This is a genomic window from Luteimonas galliterrae, from assembly GCF_023374055.1.
Taxonomy (GTDB): Bacteria; Pseudomonadota; Gammaproteobacteria; order Xanthomonadales; family Xanthomonadaceae; genus Luteimonas_C; species Luteimonas_C galliterrae.
This window is the reverse complement of sequence record NZ_JAMBEP010000002.1, coordinates 1-18,284: the sequence shown is the minus strand read 5'-3', so window position 1 is coordinate 18,284 and position 18,284 is coordinate 1. Positions and strand designations below refer to the sequence as shown.

General features: G+C 67.3%; 9 protein-coding genes. 8 read left to right on the top strand and 1 reads right to left on the bottom strand.

What is annotated here, in order from left to right; genetic code table 11:
- The 8 genes from M2650_RS10715 to gspE all read left to right on the top strand — a co-directional run bounded on the left by M2650_RS10715 (nucleotide 1) and on the right by gspE (nucleotide 13,546).
- Nucleotides 1–1,287 (top strand): serine hydrolase domain-containing protein, encoded by a 1,287-nt coding sequence (locus tag M2650_RS10715; protein WP_249474410.1) that lies wholly within the window; start codon nucleotides 1–3, stop codon nucleotides 1,285–1,287.
- A complete protein-coding gene (locus tag M2650_RS10710; protein ID WP_249474408.1) occupies nucleotides 1,284–2,258 on the top strand; it encodes a ribokinase in 975 nt (324 codons plus the stop codon). The genes M2650_RS10715 and M2650_RS10710 overlap by 4 nt, the downstream gene beginning before the upstream one ends.
- On the top strand, nucleotides 2,255–4,441 hold the full coding sequence (locus tag M2650_RS10705) for a formylglycine-generating enzyme family protein (RefSeq protein ID WP_249474406.1): 2,187 nt from the start codon (nucleotides 2,255–2,257) through the stop codon (nucleotides 4,439–4,441). Before M2650_RS10710 ends, M2650_RS10705 begins: the two co-directional genes overlap by 4 nt.
- A gap of 236 nt (nucleotides 4,442–4,677) precedes the next feature.
- Nucleotides 4,678–7,479: a ThuA domain-containing protein gene (locus tag M2650_RS10700; protein WP_249474405.1), complete on the top strand. Its 2,802-nt coding sequence runs from the start codon at nucleotides 4,678–4,680 to the stop codon at nucleotides 7,477–7,479.
- Nucleotides 7,476–9,344 (top strand): glycoside hydrolase family 127 protein, encoded by a 1,869-nt coding sequence (locus M2650_RS10695; protein ID WP_249474403.1) that lies wholly within the window; start codon nucleotides 7,476–7,478, stop codon nucleotides 9,342–9,344. The genes M2650_RS10700 and M2650_RS10695 overlap by 4 nt, the downstream gene beginning before the upstream one ends.
- Before the next feature lie 172 nt (nucleotides 9,345–9,516).
- Entirely contained in the window at nucleotides 9,517–10,671 is a 1,155-nt protein-coding gene (locus tag M2650_RS10690; RefSeq protein WP_249475022.1) for a CaiB/BaiF CoA transferase family protein, read from the top strand.
- Nucleotides 10,672–10,717: 46 nt separating this feature from the next.
- Nucleotides 10,718–11,698, top strand: a complete 981-nt coding sequence (locus M2650_RS10685; RefSeq protein ID WP_249474402.1) for a transaldolase — start codon at nucleotides 10,718–10,720, stop codon at nucleotides 11,696–11,698.
- 132 nt (nucleotides 11,699–11,830) lie between these two features.
- Nucleotides 11,831–13,546, top strand: a complete 1,716-nt coding sequence (gene gspE / locus M2650_RS10680; RefSeq protein ID WP_249474400.1) for a type II secretion system ATPase GspE — start codon at nucleotides 11,831–11,833, stop codon at nucleotides 13,544–13,546.
- 137 nt (nucleotides 13,547–13,683) lie between these two features.
- Here the strand turns inward: gspE and M2650_RS16430 are convergent.
- Nucleotides 13,684–18,284: beta strand repeat-containing protein (locus tag M2650_RS16430; protein WP_283254757.1), on the bottom strand; the 4,601-nt coding region annotated here is incomplete at its 5' end.

Here is an 18,284-nt window from a genome sequence, read left to right as displayed (position 1 = left end):
ATGGCATCACCTGTAATCCGGTTGGCGAGCGTCGCGCTGTATGCCGCGGCCATTGCCGCGCATGCCGGGGGGCCGGAGCCTCTGCCCGCCGCGGCGCCGGCGTCGAGCGGGTTCTCGGCGCAAGGCCTGGAGGACTTGCATCGCTTCATGCGCAACGCCACCGGTCCGCAAGGCTATCTCGGCGGCGTGACGCTGATCGCGCGCGACGGCAAGATCGTCGACTGGCGGGCCTACGGACATCGCGACCTGGCGCGCAAGTCGCCGATGGACAAGGACGCGATCTTCCGCATTTATTCGATGACCAAGACGGTGACTTCGGTTGCCGTGCTGATGCTGGCGGAGGAAGGCAAGATCGCGCTCGACGATCCCATCGGCCGCCACTTGCCGGAACTCGCCAAGATGCAGCTGTTCTCAGGCGGCACAGCCGATGCGCCGCAGCTGCGTCCTTCGGCCGAGCCGATCACGATCCGCGAGCTGCTGACCCACACCGCGGGTTTCCCGGCCGGCTTGAAAGGCGACGAGCCGGCCGTGGCGTTGCAGGAGCGCGCCGATCCGCATGGCGCGGCCGATCTGCGTGGTTTCGTCGAACGCCTGAGCCGCGCCCCGTTGGCGGCCGAACCCGGCACGCGTTTCGGCTACGACGGCGCGGCCACCGAGGTGTTGGCGAGACTGGTCGAAGCGAAGAGCGGCGAAAATTTCGCGGTATTTCTGCGCAAGCGCCTGTTCGGTCCGCTGCGCATGGGCGATACGGATTTCAGCGTTCCCGAAAGCAAGCGCGACCGCATTGCCGACCTGACCCGAATGGGCGACGACGGTCGCTTAGCGCTCGACGGCAGCGTCAGCGCACGGCATCCCGGAGAAAAATTGAACGCTTACGACAGCGGCGCGGGCGGCCTGTATTCCACCGCCGCCGATTACGCGCGCTTCTGCCAGATGCTGTTGAACGGCGGCGAGCTGGACGGCGCGTCGGTACTTGGCCGCAAGACCGTCGACATGATGATGAGCAACCAACTCACGATGCTCGATCCGCCGGTCACGCAATTCAGCGATGCCGAGGGTTTCGGGTTCGGCGGCGCGGTGGTGATCGATGCCGCGAAATCCGGCATCCCCGGTTCGCTCGGCCGGTTCGGCTGGCCCGGCGCCGCTTCGACCACCTACACCATCGACCGGCGGCAACGGCTGGTCGCGATCATGATGCTGCAGCACCTGCCGCGCGAAGGCGTCAAGGACCTGCCGCGGATCAGCCGCAGTTTCTACGGCCTGGTCTATGAAGGATTGGCGCGATGACGAACACGGACCACCGCGAAGTCCTGGTGGCGGGTTCGGCGAATCTCGATTTCGTCGTTCGCGCGAGCCACGTACCGGCACCGGGCGAGACCGTGCTCGGCCGCGATTTCGCGACTTTTCCGGGCGGAAAAGGCGCCAACCAGGCGGTCGCTTGCGCGCGCGCGGGCGGCGCGCAGACACGCATGCTGCTCGGCTTGGGCACCGACACGTTCGCCGAAATTCTTGAAGCCTCGTTGCGCGACGCGCAGGTCGGGCTCCATATCGTCCGTTGCGCGGACCGCGCCACCGGTACCGCTTTCATCTGCCTGTCCGACGACGCGGAAAACGCGATCACGGTGGCGCCCGGCGCCAACGAGGCGCTGCGCGCGGAGCATCTGCCGGATCTGGCCGGGATCGGCCACCTGCTGCTGCAGCTGGAAACCCCGCTCGAAACCGTCGAGGCCTATGCGCGCGCCGCGCGTGCGGCCGGCGTGCGAGCCGTGTTGAACGCCGCGCCGGCGCGCGCCTTGCCGGCGGGCCTGCTGCAGCTGATCGATGTGCTGATCGTCAACGAAGGCGAACTGGCCGTTGTCGCAGGCGTCCGCGACGGCATCTCCGCCGGCCTGGCCCGGATCGATGTGCCCTGCGTAATCGTCACCATGGGCGCACGCGGTTGCTGTGCGCGCACCGGCGACGGGTTGCTGTTGCAACCGGCCTTCGAGGTCGACGCTGTCGACACCACAGCTGCTGGCGACACCTTTTGCGGCACACTGGTCGCGGCGCTCGGGCGCGGCGAGCCGATGGCGGATGCGTTGCGCGAAGCCAGCGCCGCGTCTGCGCTGGCCTGCACGCGCCTGGGCGCACAATCGAGCGTGCCGACCCGTGCCGAAGTCGCCGCCTTGATGGCTTCCGCCACCGACCGGCGCCCAGGCGCCATCGACGATCTCGCCGCCTATTGCAATCCACTTCCGAACCCGATGCATCGCCTATGAATGCCAGTTCCGACGACGCGCCTCCGTCCTCCGCCCCGGCCAACGGCCGCGCACCGGTGAAGACGGAATTCAAGTTCTCCCACGTCACCACGGGGCGCTACTTGCCGCCACCCGGCAAGGCGCCTGGCTGGCCGTTCGCCGAGATCGGGCATTGGAAGATCGACGTCAACGGCACCGCCGACGACTGGATCGCGGAACTGATCGACTGGCGCCGCGAGCACCTGACCCGCATCGGCTACGACGACGCCCATTACCGCCGGCCGGAACTGCAGTGGGCGCAACGCAATTTCGTGCATGCGCAGATGATGGTCGAGGATCGCTATTTCTACGATCCGGCGGCCGGCAAATACACGGTCGACCGCTATCTGGACGATCTGGAAAAGCGTTTCGGCGGCATCGACAGCGTGCTGATCTGGTTCGTCTATCCCAACATCGGCATCGACGACCGCAACAAGACCGATCTCGCGCACGACCTGCCCGGGGGGCTCGAAGGCTTGCGCGGCGCCGTCGAGGATTTCCACCGGCGCGGCGTGAAGGTGTTCCTGCCCACGATGCCCTGGGACAACGGCACGCGCGAGCCGGAAAAGAACGACTGGCAGACGATGGCCGAGCTGGTCGCCGCGGTCGGCGCCGACGGCATCAATGGCGACACCTACAACGGCGTGCCGCGCGCGTTCTTCGATGCCTGCGACGCGGCCGGCCGGCCGGTGGTGGTGCAGCCGGAATCGACGATCAGCGCCGAGGAGGCGCTGATCTGGAATGTGCAGAGCTGGGGCAAGAAGGTGCCCGCCGACGTGGTTCCGTCGGTCGCCAAGTTCAAGTGGCTCGAGCCGCGCCACATGATCAATTACGAGAACCGATGGGGCCGCGACCGCACCCACGACCTGCAGTACATCTTCTTCAACGGCGTCGGCTACAACGCTTGGGAAAACATCTGGGGCATCTGGAACCAGTTGACGCCGCGCGATGCCGAAGCCTTGCGCCGGATCGCGGCGATCGAAAGGCAGTTCGCCGCTGCGATGGTCAGCCTGGATTGGCGGCCCTATGCCGCCACATTGCAGCGGGACGTGTTCGCCAGCCGTTTCCCGACCGCTGAATACACGCTGTGGACGCTGGTCAATCGCAACGAATACGAAGTCGCAGGCGAGCAGATCGCTGTACCGCATGCGGAAGGCGCGCAATACTTCGATGTCTGGAACGGAACGGGCCTGCAGCCGCGGTTCGAGGATGGCCATGCGATCTTCGATTTCGCCATGGAAGCGCGCGGTTTCGGCGCTTTGATCGCGATCGCGCCGGGCGCTTCGATCGAAGGCCTGGACGCCTTCCTGGCGCGCATGCGCGAATCGGCCAAGACGCCGTTGCAGGCGCTCTCCAACGTCTGGCGTTCGATTGCGCAGCAGATGATGGAGATCGAACGCACCCAGCCCGCCGCCGATGCGCCGGAGGGCATGGTCGCCATTCCGGCCGGCGATTTCGATTTCGTGGTCGGCGGGATCGAGATCGAGGGGCAGACCTGGGATGGCGTCGACGTGCAATATCCCTGGGAAAACAGCCCGCGCCGCGGCCACCGCCGGCGCATGCGGATGCAGCGGTATTTCATCGACCGCTATCCGGTGACGAACACGCAGTTCAAAGCGTTTCTGGATGCCAGCGGCTACCGCCCGCCGGATCCGCACAATTTCCTGCGGCACTGGAAAGACGGCGCGCCCAGGCCGGGCTGGGAGAACAAGCCCGTGACTTGGGTGTCGATCGAAGACGCGCGCGCCTATGCCGCGTGGGCCGGCAAACGCCTGCCGCACGAATGGGAATGGCAATACGCCGCGCAGGGCGGCGACGGACGTGCCTATCCCTGGGGTGGGCAATGGCAGGCCGATGCCGTGCCGGAGATCAACCGCGGCCGCGAACTTCTGCCGCCCGACGACGTCGATGCGCATCCGCGCGGCGCCAGTCCGTTCGGCGTGATGGATCTGGTCGGCAACGTCTGGCAGTGGACCGACGAGTACGGCGACGAGCATACGCGCGCGGCCGTGCTGCGCGGCGGCAGCGCCTACCAGCCGCAGACGTCGCATTGGTATTTCCCGCAAGCCTATCGGCTCGACCAGCACGGCAAATATCTGCTGATGGCGCCGTGCAAGGACCGTTCCGGATGCGTCGGCTTCCGCTGCGTCGTGGATGCGGCTTGAGCACAAAGAACCCCCGAACGATCCCTGCTGTCCCCCCCTTTGAAAAAGGGGGGCAGGGGGGATTTGCCCTTGCTCCTGCCTTTGCTGTTGCTCTTCGTAGGAGCGGCTTCAGCCGCGAGCACTTCCCATCATCATCGCGACGGATCGAAGAGCTCGCGGCTGAAGCCGCTCCCACGAAGAGCAAATCCCCCTTGGCCCCCCTTTTTCAAAGGGGGAGACAGCTGGTCCTCATCGGTTTGGCGGCCTTCCTGTTGGTCGCCTGCCACAAGGAACCCCCGAAGAAGATCGTCCTGATCGGCGGCGCCAAGAGCGAAGGGCCGGCGCGTCACGATTATCCGAACGGCGTCCGGATACTGAAGGCGATCCTGGAATCGTCGCCTGATGCGCAAAACGTGACGGTCGCGGCCTACCCGGGCGGCTGGCCGAAAGACCCCCGCGCACTCGACGGCGCAGCGACTATCGTCCTGTACTTCGACGGCCTGGACAAACATCCTCTGCTCGATGCGGCGCACCGCGCGCAATTCGAAGCCGCGATGCGGCGCGGCGCCGGCGTGGTGGCGCTGCACCAAGCGTCGACCGTGCCGCCAGGCAACGATATGGATCTGCCGCGCTGGCTGGGCGGAGCGCGTTACGGCATGTTCGATCGAACCACACAGTGGACGCAACCGGTATCGACGCAGCCTGCGCATCCGGTAAGCCGCGGTGTGGGTGCGATCTCCTACCGCGACGAGTTCTATCCCACCTTGCGATTCCGCAGCGGTACTGTGCCCATCCTGAAAGCCCAGCTCCACCCGCAGTACCGCGACGGCAAATACCTGGTCGACGACGTGGCGGAAACGCGCGATATCGCCTGGATTTACGAGCGCGAAGGCGGCGGCCGTTCGTTCGGATTCACCGGCGCGCACTATCTTCAGGCGCTGGACGAACCGAACGTCAGGAAGCTGCTGCTCAACGCCATCTACTGGACGGCCGGACTGGATGTGCCGGAAGCCGGCGTCGGTTCCGGCCTGAGCGATGCGGCGACGCAGGCCGCACGGAAGGCGATGCAGGCCGGCCCATCGCCGGACAAGCCCGCCTCGCCGGACATGCTCACGTTCCATAACGATCGCGGACGCAGCGGTTGGCGATCCCGCGAGACCGTACTGACGCCGGCAGGCGTATCCGGCGACGCGTTCGGCTTGGTTTGGGAATCGCCGCAGCTGGACAGCGTCGACGGCTATCCGCCGCGCCTGTACGCATCGCCCTTGTTCGTCGACCGCATGCGCATCTCGGAAGGGCCGCATCGCGGAGAAATCTTCCCCGCGGTTATCGCCGCCAGCAGCAACGGCTTCGTCTACGCCATCAACGCGGCCAGGACGGGCGACGTGGCGCCGGGCAGGATCCTGTGGCGCGCCCGGCTCGGCGCGCCCTGCCATCTGCAGCCCGCGCCGCTCGACGGCGTGCCCACCGGCATTCTCAGCACGCCGGTGGTCGACCTCGCGCGGCAGCGCATCTACGTCACGCATTGCGATCCGGACAAGCGCTGGCAGGCGTACGCGCTCGAACTCGGCAACGGCAAGATATTGCCGGGCTGGCCGGTGCGATTGGATGAGGATACGTTCAACGCGCTCAACCGGAATGCGGGCCCGGAACGCGTGCCGCCGAAGCGCCGTTTCGATTTCCGCGTACAGCGCGGCGCCTTGAACCTGAGTCCGGATGGCGCCATGTTGTATGCCGTGTTCGGAGAAACCGAAACCGGTTGGATCGCCGCGGTGGATACCGCAGCGGCGAAAGTGAAGAGCGCATTCGCCGCCGTCGCGATGCCGCACCGCGGCAGCGGCGGAATCTGGGGCGCCGGCGGGCCGGCCGTCGATGCGCAAGGCCATGTCTACGTCGTCACCGGCAGCGGATTCGACGGCTATGCGGATGCGCCGAACGACTGGACGCAATCGGTATTGAAACTGTCGCAGCCGGGCGCCGACGGTTTCGCGCTGCGCGGCACCTACACGCCGTTCAATTACTGTCGGACCGCGAAGATGGACATCGACCTGGGCTCGGGCGGCGCCGTGCTGCTGCGGGATCGCGATCCGGCCACGACGGCCACGCCGCAGCTGATGGCGGTCGGCGGCAAGCAAGGCAACGTCTACTTGCTGGACCGAAGCCGTCTGCCCGGCCGTCTCGATCGCCGCCAGCCTTGCGGCGACGATGCTTCGAAGGACGGTTCGCTGCTGCCGCCAACGCCGCAAAAGCAATTCGGCAAGCGCGGCCCGCTGAATGTCTTTGGTCCGTATTCCGAGCAGGATGCGGCACTGGATCTTGCGCGCGCGCGTTCGGTGCCGGCCACGTTCCGCGATGCGGACGGCAAGGATTATCTGTTCGTCACCGGCAACACCAAGGCGAAGCAAGGATCCTCGACGAGCGTGCCGCCTTCCGTGGCCAGGCTAGAAGTCGTGACGACGCCGGGGCGACCGGCCTATCTGCGCATCGGCCGCACGCAGCCGACCTTGGTGCTCGGCAATCCCGGGTCGCCCTTCGTAACCAGCGACGGGGCGCGCAACGCCATCGTCTGGATCCTGGACGAAAACGCCAGCCGCTCGGCGCTGCTGCAAGGCCCGGATGCGCCGCGGCCGGTGCTGTATGCGCTGGATGCGGCGACGTTGCGAATATTGTGGCAAAGCGCGCCTGGCGAACTTTTCACCAGCGGCAAATACAACGAACCCGGTTTCGGGCGCGGCCAGGTGTTCGTGGGCACCGACCGCATACAAGCCTTCGGCCTGGGCGGGCGCAAATTCGCCGGACGTGCAGCGGAAGAACCAGCGGCTGCGCCAGCACCCGCGGCGGCCGCTGCGGCGACGACAAGCCTGGATGGCGAAGCGATCTACCGCCAGCGCTGCGCGATCTGCCATGATCATCCCCAAGGCAATATTCCGCCGCGTTCGCTGATCGCCGCGCGGCCGCGCGAACGCATCATAGAGGCGCTGACTAGCGGCGCGATGCGCGCGCAGGCGCAGGGGCTCAGCCCGGAACAGATCGACAGCGTCGCACGGTATCTGAAATGAAACAGCCGCAAGTGCAGTTGCAGGGTTTGCTGGGCGAAGCGCTGGACGCGAACCGGCGCGGGCGCCTGTCGCATTTCATCGTCGACGAAACCAGCCCGGCGATCGAGATCTTTTCGCCGCAGCGGCGCCAGCACAACACCGAAGGCGACTGGTACGGCGAACACGCCGGCAAATGGCTGTACGCTGCCGCCAAATCGGCGGGACGCAGCGGCGACGAAGCGCTGGCCGCGCACGTACGCCGCGTGGCCGACTATCTCGTGTCCGTGCAGGAAGAAGACGGCTATCTCGGCACCTACGCGCCGGAGCGCCGCTTCATGCGCCGCCAGCCGCCCAAGCCAGGCACCTGGGACGGCGCGCCCAGCGTGCGCACTTGGGACATCTGGACGCATAGCTATCTGATCCTGGGCCTACTGGAAACGCATCGGCATTTTCCGGAGCCGCGCTATCTCGAAGCGGCGCGCCGCATCGGCGACCTGTGCTGGCGCACGCTGGTCGAAGGCGATATCGACATTACCGAATTGGGCAATCATCACGGCATGTCGGCCACGGTGCTGATGGATCCTGCGACGGAGCTGTATTTCGCCACCGGCGAGCGCCGTTATCTCGATCTCGCCTTGCGCATACTCGAACAGGCCGACCGCAATCCCGACCTGGCCTTGCTGACGCGCGCGCTCGCCGGCAGCGATCCTTCCGAGATCGCTACCGGCAAGGCCTATCAACTCGCCTGGAACCTGGTCGGCCTGGCCAAACTGCACAAGGCCACCGGCAACGCGGATTACCGGCGCGCCGTCGACCTGTTGTGGCGCGGCATACGCGACGGGCATCTGAGCCTGGGCGGCGGGCCGTGGGGCGGGGTGGCGCATCGTTCGCGCGAAGTGTTCAATCCGGCCGGCGTGTTCAGTCCTTACGGCTACGTCGAAACCTGTTCGACCCTCGCCTGGATCCAGTTGAACCGCGAATTGCTTGCGATCGGCGGCGACGCGCGGTACGCGGAAGAGATCGAACGCAGCGCCTACAACGACCTGCTCGGCGCGCAGGCGCCGGACGGCGAAAACTGGTGTTATTACTCTTTTCCGAACGGAAGGCGGGTGCATACCACCTATTGGCGCTGCTGCAAGTCGAGCGGCGCGATGGCGTTGGAAGAGTTGCCCGCGGTCGCGTACACGGCGACGGACGACGGCATCGCCGTCAATCTGTTCGGGCCGGGCAGGACGGCGTTCGAGCTGGCGCAGGCGGGTGCGGTCGCGATCGAGCAGAGCACCGCCTATCCTTACGAAGGCGACATCGTCCTGCACGTCGTGCCGGAACAAGCGGCGCGATTCGCCATCGACATCCGGATTCCTTCGTGGGCAGAGGGCGCGACGCTGCGCATCGGCGATGCTCTCGTCGATGCCGCCGTCGAACCAGGAACCTATGCGAGGATCGATCGCATCTGGAAACCGGGCGACCGCATCGTCGCGCGCTTTCCGATGCGGCCGCGGACGCATCGCGCGACGAATCGCAACATCCAGGAATCGCGCGCGCCGGACGGCAGCCCGGTCCGCCAGCAGGTGATGCGCTACGACTATCTGGCGATTACGCGGGGGCCGCTGGCGTATGCGACGGGGTTGATCGACGGCTACAAGATCGAGGAGACCCTGCGTCTGCCGACCGGGCCCGAGCAGTCGTGGCTGGAAGACCTGCCGCGGACGGCGGAGGACCCCTTGCCGCGCATCGAATTGCGGCCCGACGGCCGCGCGCCGCTCGTCTTCGTTCCTTATTTTTGTGCGGGCGGTCGCATCGACGGCGCCTGGAGGCTCACCTGGATGCCTCTGGCGCCCGATCTTTCATGGCCGCCGGCCTCGTCCGACGCCGTCAACCAATAATTTGTGGCGCCAGAACATATGAAGCCAAGCTGTTTCTTTGCCGGGCCATGGATCAGAGTGCCCCTGGCCTCCGCCGAGGAACCTGCCGGACGCGCAGCCTATGGAAATCGTTACGCCTGACAACGCAGCCAGCGATAGCCCGACTCTGACGGGACGAGGGCCGTTGAACGGCGTGCGCGTGCTCGATCTGAGCGCGTACATCGCCGGGCCTTACGGTTGCACGCTGCTCGCCGACCAGGGCGCCGAAGTGCTCAAGATCGAGCCGCCCGGCGGCGACAACCTGCGCCAGTATCCGTCCACGCTGCCGAGCGAGAGCCGGGCCTTCCTCGGCGTGAACCGCAGCAAGCGCGGCGTGGTGCTCGATCTCAAGAAGGCCGAGGACCATGCCGTCCTGCTCAAGCTCGTGCGCGATGCGGACGTGCTGGTGCACAACTTCCGTCCCAGCGTGCCGAAACGGTTGGGCATCGATCACGAACGCCTGAACCTGATCAACCCGCGGCTGATCTATTGCGCAGTCACCGGCTACGGCGAAACCGGCCCGATGAAGGACAAGGCCGGCTACGACCAGGTGCTGCAGACCATGACCGGCATGTGCACGTTGCAGGGCAAGCGCGGCGGCGCGCCGGAGATCATCTACGGCTCCGTCGTCGACTATTACGCGGCCGCGCTGCTCGCCGCGGGCGTGTCTTCGGCGCTGTACGAACGCGAGCGCAGCGGCTTGGGCCAGTTCGTCGGCATATCCTTATTGCGCAGCGCGCTGACCATGCAGTCGGCGCGGATGATCTGGGCCGAGGGCGAGTCGCTCGACATCGGCCGCGACATGCGCTCCGGCGGCGTCACCGGCATCCACCCTACGCGCGAAGGCTATATCTACATTTCCGCCAACACCGCGCACTTCTGGAAGGCGCTGTGCGAAAAGACCGGCCTCGGCGCGCTCGCGGCCGACGCCCGCTACGACAGCGTGCGCAAGCGCGCGCAGTTCGCCGCCGAAATCGTACCGAAGCTGCATGCCGCGCTCGCCGCGCGCGACGCCTTCGAATGGGAGGCGCTGTTCGGCGACGACGTGCCTTGCGCCGCGGCAAGGCGCATCGAAGACATGTTCGACCACCCGCAGGTCCTGGCCGAGGGCATGGTCGGCACCCTCGAGCATCCGGCGGTGGGCCGTTACCGCGGCGTTACGCACCCGATCAAGTTCGGCCGCACGCCGGGGCCGGCGCCGTTCGCCGCGCCGACGCTGGGCCAGCATTCCGACGCGGTGATCGCCGCCGCCGGCACATCCGCGGAAGCCCGCGATGCACGCGGCGACCCCAAGCGCAGGCAACGTTAACGCGGGTTGCGCGATACTCGGCGCAGCGCCTTTCGCGGAAAATCGCATGAATACGCAACCCAAGCCCGTCGCCGAATCCTCAAAACTCGCGCAACTGCGCGAAATGTCCGTGGTCGTGGCCGATACCGGCGACTACGCCGCCGTGCAGCGCCTGCGGCCGATCGACTGCACCACCAACCCTACCATCGTGCGCAAGGCGCTGGATTTGCCGGTCTACGCCGACCTGATCGAAGAGCAGCTGGGCTGGGGCCGCACTCAGTCCGGCGCTGCGGATGCGGTCGCCGCCGCGGTCGCGGACCGTCTCACGATCGGCGTCGGCAAGAAATTGCTGGAGCTGATTCCCGGCCGCGTGTCGACCGAAGTGGATGCGGACCTGTCGCACGACACCGAAGCGACCATCGCCAAGGCGCGCGAGTTCATCGCCATGTACGCGGAGCAGGGCGTGCCGCGCGAGCGCGTGCTGATCAAGGTCGCCGCGACCTGGGAAGGCGTACGCGCCGCGGAGCGATTGCAGCGCGAAGGCATCGACTGCAACCTCACTTTGATCTTCAACCACACCCAGGCGCTGGCCTGCGCGGAAGCCGGTGTGTTCCTGGTGTCGCCTTTCGTCGGCCGCATCCTCGACTGGCACGTGGCGCGCGGCGAGCTCCCGTCATCGATTGACGAGGATCCCGGCGTCGTCTTCGTGCGCAAGGTGTACGGCGCGTTCAAGCGTCGCGGCGCGGCGACGGTGGTGATGGGCGCTTCGTTCCGCTCGACCGCGCAGATCGAAGCGCTGGCCGGTTGCGATCGGCTGACCATTTCTCCCGATCTGCTGGACCGGCTCGAGCAGGACACCGGAACAGTGCTGCGCCGCCTATCGCCGATGGCCGCGGTGCCCAGCGCCGACCAGCCTATCGATGCCGACCGTTTCCAGCGGGATCTGGCCCAGGACGAGATGGCGACCGACAAGCTGCGCGACGGCATCGCGATCTTCGCCAAGGATCTGGCCGCGCTGCGCGACGATATCGCCGCCAAATTGCGCTAGCCCGCCCTTGTAGGAGCGGCTTCAGCCGCGAGCTTTTCTGCGAAATGACACAAGCTTAAAGAGCTCGCGGCTGAAGCCGCTCCTACAAATGAAGCGGGGTGCTAAAGTTGCGCCGGACGCACCGGGCAGCCCATGGATACGACCACGAACGCCATCGCAGCAAATCAGGACGCCGACGAACTGATCGTCTCCGCGCTGACAGCCAAAGGCCGCCTGAAGGACGCCGACCTGGCCCGCGCGCGGCGCCTGCAGGAAGAGGCCGGCGGCAGCCTGCTGTCGTTGCTGGCCCGGCTGGGCCTGGTCTCCGAGCGCGACCATGCCGCCACCGCCGCCGAGGTGCTGGACCTGCCGCTGGTCAGCGCCAAGGACGCGCCCGAGCTGCCGCCGGAAGGCGTGGCGCTGTCCACCAAGTTCATGAAGCAGTTCCACGTCTGCCCGATCGGCACCACCGACATCCAGGTCGGCGTGATGATGGCCGACCCGCAGGACGCCTACGCGCTCGACGCGGTCCGCCTGGCCACGCAGCGCGAGGTGAAGGTCGCGGTGGCGCTGCGTTCGGAAATCGACGACCTGATCGAACGCTGGTACGGCCAGGGCCGCAGCGCGATGGGCGCGATCGTGGAAACCGCGGAAGGCGAGAGCGGCGATATCGACGACGTCGAGCACCTGCGCGATCTGGCTTCCGAAGCGCCGGTGATTCGGCTGGTGAACCTGGTCATCCAGCGCGCGGTCGAGATGCGCGCCTCGGACATCCACATCGAACCTTTCGAGAACCGCCTGAAGGTGCGCTACCGGATCGACGGCGTGCTCGAGGAGGGCGAAAGCCCGCCGTCCAACCTCACCGCCGCCGTGATCAGCCGCATCAAGATCATGGCCAAGCTCAACATCGCCGAACGCCGCCTGCCGCAGGACGGCCGCATCATGCTGCGCGTGCAGGGCAAGGAACTCGACCTGCGCGTCAGCACGGTGCCGACCGCGCACGGCGAAAGCGTGGTGATGCGTTTGCTGGACCGCGAGACGGTGGTGTTCGATTTCGAACGGCTGGGTTTCACCGACAACTTCCTGCCGCAGTTCCAGAAAGTGCTGGACCAGCCGCACGGCATCCTGCTGGTCACCGGGCCGACCGGCTCGGGCAAGACCACCACGCTGTACACGGCGCTGTCCAAGCTCAATACGGCGGACGTGAAGATCATCACCGTCGAGGATCCGGTCGAGTACCAGATCGAAGGCATCAACCAGATCCAGGCCAAGCCGCAGATCGGGTTGGATTTCGCCAACGCGTTGCGCAGCATCGTCCGCCAGGATCCGGACATCATCATGATCGGCGAAATGCGCGACCTGGAAACCGCGCGCATCGCGATCCAGTCCGCGCTCACCGGCCACCTGGTGCTGAGCACGCTGCACACCAACAACGCGGCCGGCGGCATCACCCGCATGCTCGACATGGGCGTGGAGGATTACCTACTCACGTCCACGGTCAACGGCATCCTGGCCCAGCGCCTGGTGCGGCGGCTGGAGCCGACGCATGCCGAGCGTTATCCGGCGTCGCCCGAGGAAATCGAGAAATTCGGCCTGCGCCGCTACCAGCCGCAGGGCGAGATCTACCTGTACCGCCCGCGCGGTTCGGCGCTCGCGCCGACCGGCTATCTCGGCCGCACCACGATCATGGAATTCCTGGTGATGAACGACGAGCTGCGCCGCGCGGTGATGCGGCACGCCGGCATGGGCGAGATCGAACAGCTCGCCCGGCAGTCGGGCATGCGCACCATGTACGAGGACGGCATCGTCAAGGCATTGGCCGGCACGACCACGATCGAGGAAGTGCTGCGCGTCACCGAAGACGCCTGAGCCGCCGCTTTTCGTAGGTGCGAATTCATTCGCACGCTTTTCCCGTACCGACAAGAGCGTGCGAATGAATTCGCACCCACGAAAAAAAGAAGCCCGGCTTGCGCCGGGCTTCTTTTTGTTGCGCTTGCCGTGTCGTGCTACAGATCCAGACCGAAACCGATACCCGCCGACGACTCGTCGCCGCTGAACGCGCCGCCCAGGGTGAACGACGCGCGATCGCCGATCTTCTTGCCGTAACCGATCGAGATCGCCTGCTCGCCGCCCAGGAAGCCCGCGCCGACCGCGATGCGCCCGCGCGGGCTGTCGCCGTTGGCGGCGTTGGCGGTCATCTGCACCATCGCCGAACTCATCGCGCCGACTTGGTCGATGCGCTCGTCCTGATCGTTGAACCGGCGGTCGACATCGCCGCGGAACGCGTTGAAATCGTCTTCGATCGCGTTGAAGCGGATGTCGGTGTAGGCCTGCGCGGACGACAGCGTCTGCGAATTGGCGGTGCGCATCTGGTTGACGTTGACGGCATCGGTATCGCGCGTGCCGGCGGCCACGTTGGCGACTTGGCGTTCGTTGCCCGCCGAGCCCACCGAGACCGTGTTGTCGCGGTCGGCGACCGAGTCCGCGCCGATCGCCACCGAGTTCTCGGCGGACACCTGCGCGTTCTGGCCGATCGCATTCGCGTTCTGCGCCGTAGCGCCCGAAGCGACGGGCGTGCTCTGCGACGCGACCGCGGTCGGCCGGCTGCTGGCCGTCGTCGGCTGCGAGGCCGTCGCGCTCGCGGCCGGCTCGGTGCCTGCCGTTGCGTTGCTTTGCGTGCCGACCTGGATGCTGTTCACCTGGCCTTGCAAGTCGTTCAACTTGTTGTCGACCGCGGTGAACGCCGCGCCCACGTTGCGATAGCTGCCGCCCTGGATCGTATAGGTCGGCGCCACGAACGCGCCGGCCGAGAAGCCGGCGCCGCCGCCCAAGCCGCTGGCGAAGGTCTGCATCTGGCCGACGTTGACCGCATCGGTGGCGTTGGTGCCCGCGCGCAGGTTGGTGAGGCGACGCTCGTTGCCGGTGCTGCCGATCGACACCGTGTTGGAGGCGGTGGCGATCGAATTGGCGCCCAGCGCCACCGAGTTGGTGGCGAGCGAACCGACGTTGGCACCCTGGCCGATGGCCGTGCTGCCGTTCGCCAAGGCGCTGGCGTTGGCGCCGACCGCGGTGGCGCCGGTGCCGTTGGCCCGGCTGGTGGCGCCCAGCGCGGTGCCGTTGACGCCCTGCGCCTGCGCATCGCTGCCCACTGCGGTGGCCAGATCGCCCTGCGCGTTGCTGGCCGCGCCGACCGCTACCGACAATGCGCCGCCGGAACTGGCCGATGCGCCGGCCGCGACGCTGTTCTCGCCGCCTGCCGTCGAGCCTTCCTCGCCGTTGGCCTTGAAGAACTTGCTGGTCTGCGCCGCGCCGTCGGCGACTTCGTTCAATTGCGCGAGGTTGACCGCATCGGTGTCCTGCGTGCCTGCGGCGACGTTGGTGATCTGGCGTTCCGCGCCGGCCGCGCCGACTGAGACGCTATCGGCTCGATCGGCTTCGGAGTTGGCGCCGATCGCCACGCTGTTGGCTTCGATCGCCAACGCGTTCACGCCCAGCGCCACGCTGTCGTCGCCGTAGGCCCAGCTGTTGTGGCCGATGGCGGTGCTGTAATCGCCGGTGGCCCAGGCGCCGTTGCCGAACGCGGAACCGCCGGTGCCGATGGCCTGGGTGTTGATCGAACCGTTGGCCACGCCGCCGATCGCGGTGCTCTCGGCGCCTACGGCCAGCGCATCGAAGCCGATGGCGGTGGCGTTGTTATTGGTAGCCCACGCACCGTAGCCGAGCGATGTGGCGCCGAAACCGGATGCGACCGTGTAGCCGCCGAAGGCCGACGAACCGTCGCCGGAGGCATTGGCGCGGAAGCCGCTGGCGGTGGCCTGCAAGCCAGAAGCGGAGGCCTCGGTGCCCAGCGCGGTAGCGTAAGAGTTCGATGCCGCGGCACCGGCGCCGATGGCGGTGGATCCGGCTTCACCCGTGGCTGTCGCACCGGCGCCGATCGCAGTGGCGTCCACGCCGTTGGCTTCGGTGGCCGCATAGATCGGGTTGCCGTCTTCGTCCAGGATCGGATTGCCTTCGTCGTCGACCAAGGCGCGCTGGCCGCCGATGGCGGTCGCCCCGGTGTTCGACGCATTGGCACCGTTGCCGTTGGCGGTGGCGTTGTCGGCCGTGGCGGCCGACTGGTTGCCGGTGGCGGTGGCGCCGTTGCCGATCGCCGCTGAACCTGCGCCGTAAGCCGAGGCGGTATCGCCTTCGGCATACGCGTTGGCACCGGAAGCGATGGCGAACTCGCCGACCGCTTCGGCGTCATCGGTACCGTCGTTGGCGCCGTTGGCCTGGAAGTAACGCGTAGCCGCAGCCGTGCTTTCGTTCAACTGCGCGACGTTGACCGCATCGGTGTCTTCGGTACCGGCCGCGACGTTGGTGATCTGCCGCTCGCTGCCCGCATCGCCCACCGAGACCGTGTTCTCGCGGTCGGTGAACGAGCCTGCGCCCAGCGCGACGCTGTTGGCCGCATTGGCGTAGCTGTTCACGCCGATGGCCACGGTGTCGTCCTGCGCGGCCCAGCTGTTGTGGCCGATCGAGGTGGAGTACTCGCCGGTGGCCCAAGCGCCGTTGCCGAACGCCGAACCGCCGGTGCCGCTGGCGCGGGTGTTGATCAGGCCGAAGAACGTCGTGCCGCCCACCGCGGTGCTCTCCGCGCCGCTGGCCGCCGCGGCGAAGCCGACCGCGGTGGCGTTGTCGCTGGTGGCTTCCGAGCCGTAGCCCAGGGCCGAGGCGCCGAATGCGGTGGCGACGGTATAACCGCCAATCGCACTGGAACCGTCACCCGACGCATTGCTGCGGAAGCCGGCCGCGGTGGATTGCAAACCGGACGCCGAGGCTTCGGTGCCCAGCGCGTTGGCGTAAGAGTTCGAGGCCGATGCACCGGCACCCACGGCCGTCGCCCCGAACTCGCCGGTGGCCGACGATCCGGCACCGACCGCGGTGGCGTCCACGCCACTGGCTTCGGTGCTGGCGTACATCGGGTTGCCGTCTTCGTCCAGGATCGGATTGCCTTCATCGTCGACCAAGGCGCGCTGGCCGCCGATGGCGGTCGCCCCGGTGTTCGACGCATTGGCACCGTTGCCGTTGGCGGTGGCGTTGTCGGCCGTGGCGGCCGACTGGTTGCCGGTGGCGGTGGCGCCGTTGCCGATCGCCGCTGAACCTGCGCCGTAAGCCGAGGCGGTATCGCCTTCGGCATACGCGTTGGCACCGGAAGCGATGGCGAACTCGCCGACCGCTTCGGCGTCATCGGTACCGTCGTTGGCCCCGTTGGCTTGGAAGTAACGCGTAGCCGCGTCAGTCGTCTCGTTCAACTGCGCGACATTGACCGCATCGGTGTCTTCGGTGCCCGCCGCGACATTGGTAATCTGCCGCTCGCTGCCCGCATCGCCCACCGAGACGGTGTTCTCGCGGTCGGTGAACGAACCGGCGCCCAGCGCGACGCTGTTGGCCGCATTGGCGTAGCTGTTCACGCCGATGGCCACGGTGTCGTCCTGCGCGGCCCAGCTGTTGTGGCCGATCGAGGTGGAGTACTCGCCGGTGGCCCAAGCGCCGTTGCCGAACGCCGAACCGCCGGTGCCGCTGGCGCGGGTGTTGATCAGGCCGAAGAACGTCGTGCCGCCCACCGCGGTGCTCTCCGCGCCGCTGGCCGCGGCGGCGAAGCCGACCGCGGTGGCGTTGTCGTTGGTGGCTTCCGAGCCGTAGCCCAGGGCCGAGGCGCCGAACGCGGTGGCGACGGTATAACCGCCAATCGCACTGGAACCGTCACCGGACGCATTGCTGCGGAAGCCGGCCGCGGTGGATTGCAAACCGGACGCCGAGGCTTCGGTGCCCAGCGCATTGGCGTAGGAGTTGCTGGCGCTAGCGCCAGCACCCACCGCCGTCGCCCCGAACTCGCCGGTGGCCGACGATCCGGCACCGACCGCGGTGGCGTCCACGCCACTGGCTTCGGTGCTGGCGTACATCGGGTTGCCGTCTTCGTCCAGGATCGGATTGCCTTCATCGTCGACCAAGGCGCGCTGGCCGCCGATGGCGGTCGCCCCGGTGTTCGACGCATTGGCACCGTTGCCGTTGGCGGTGGCGTTGTCGGCCGTGGCGGCCGACTGGTTGCCGGTGGCGGTGGCGCCGTTGCCGATCGCCGCTGAACCTGCGCCGTAAGCCGAGGCGGTATCGCCTTCGGCATACGCGTTGGCACCGGAAGCGATCGCGAACTCGCCGACCGCTTCGGCGTCATCGGTACCGTCGTTGGCGCCGTTGGCCTGGAAGTAGCGCGTGGCGTCGGTCAGCTGGCCGAAGTTCACCGCATCGGTGGTCTCGGTACCGGCCGCGACATTGGTGATCTGACGCTCGTTGCCGGCACGACCCACCGACACGCTGTCCTCGCGATCGGCCACCGAGTCGCCGCCGATGGCCACGCTGTTGTCGGCCGTGGCCGACGCCAGGTTGCCCAGCGCCACCGAGTTGAAGCCCGGCGACCAGGCGCCGCCGCCCACCGCGACGGAGAAGTCGCCCGAGGCTTCGGTGGGAATGAAGCCGAAGAGCGCACCGCCCACGGCCACCGAGTTGTCGCCGCTGGCGATGGAGTTGGACCCCAGCGCGGTGGCGTCGAAGTTGGTCGCGCTGGCGC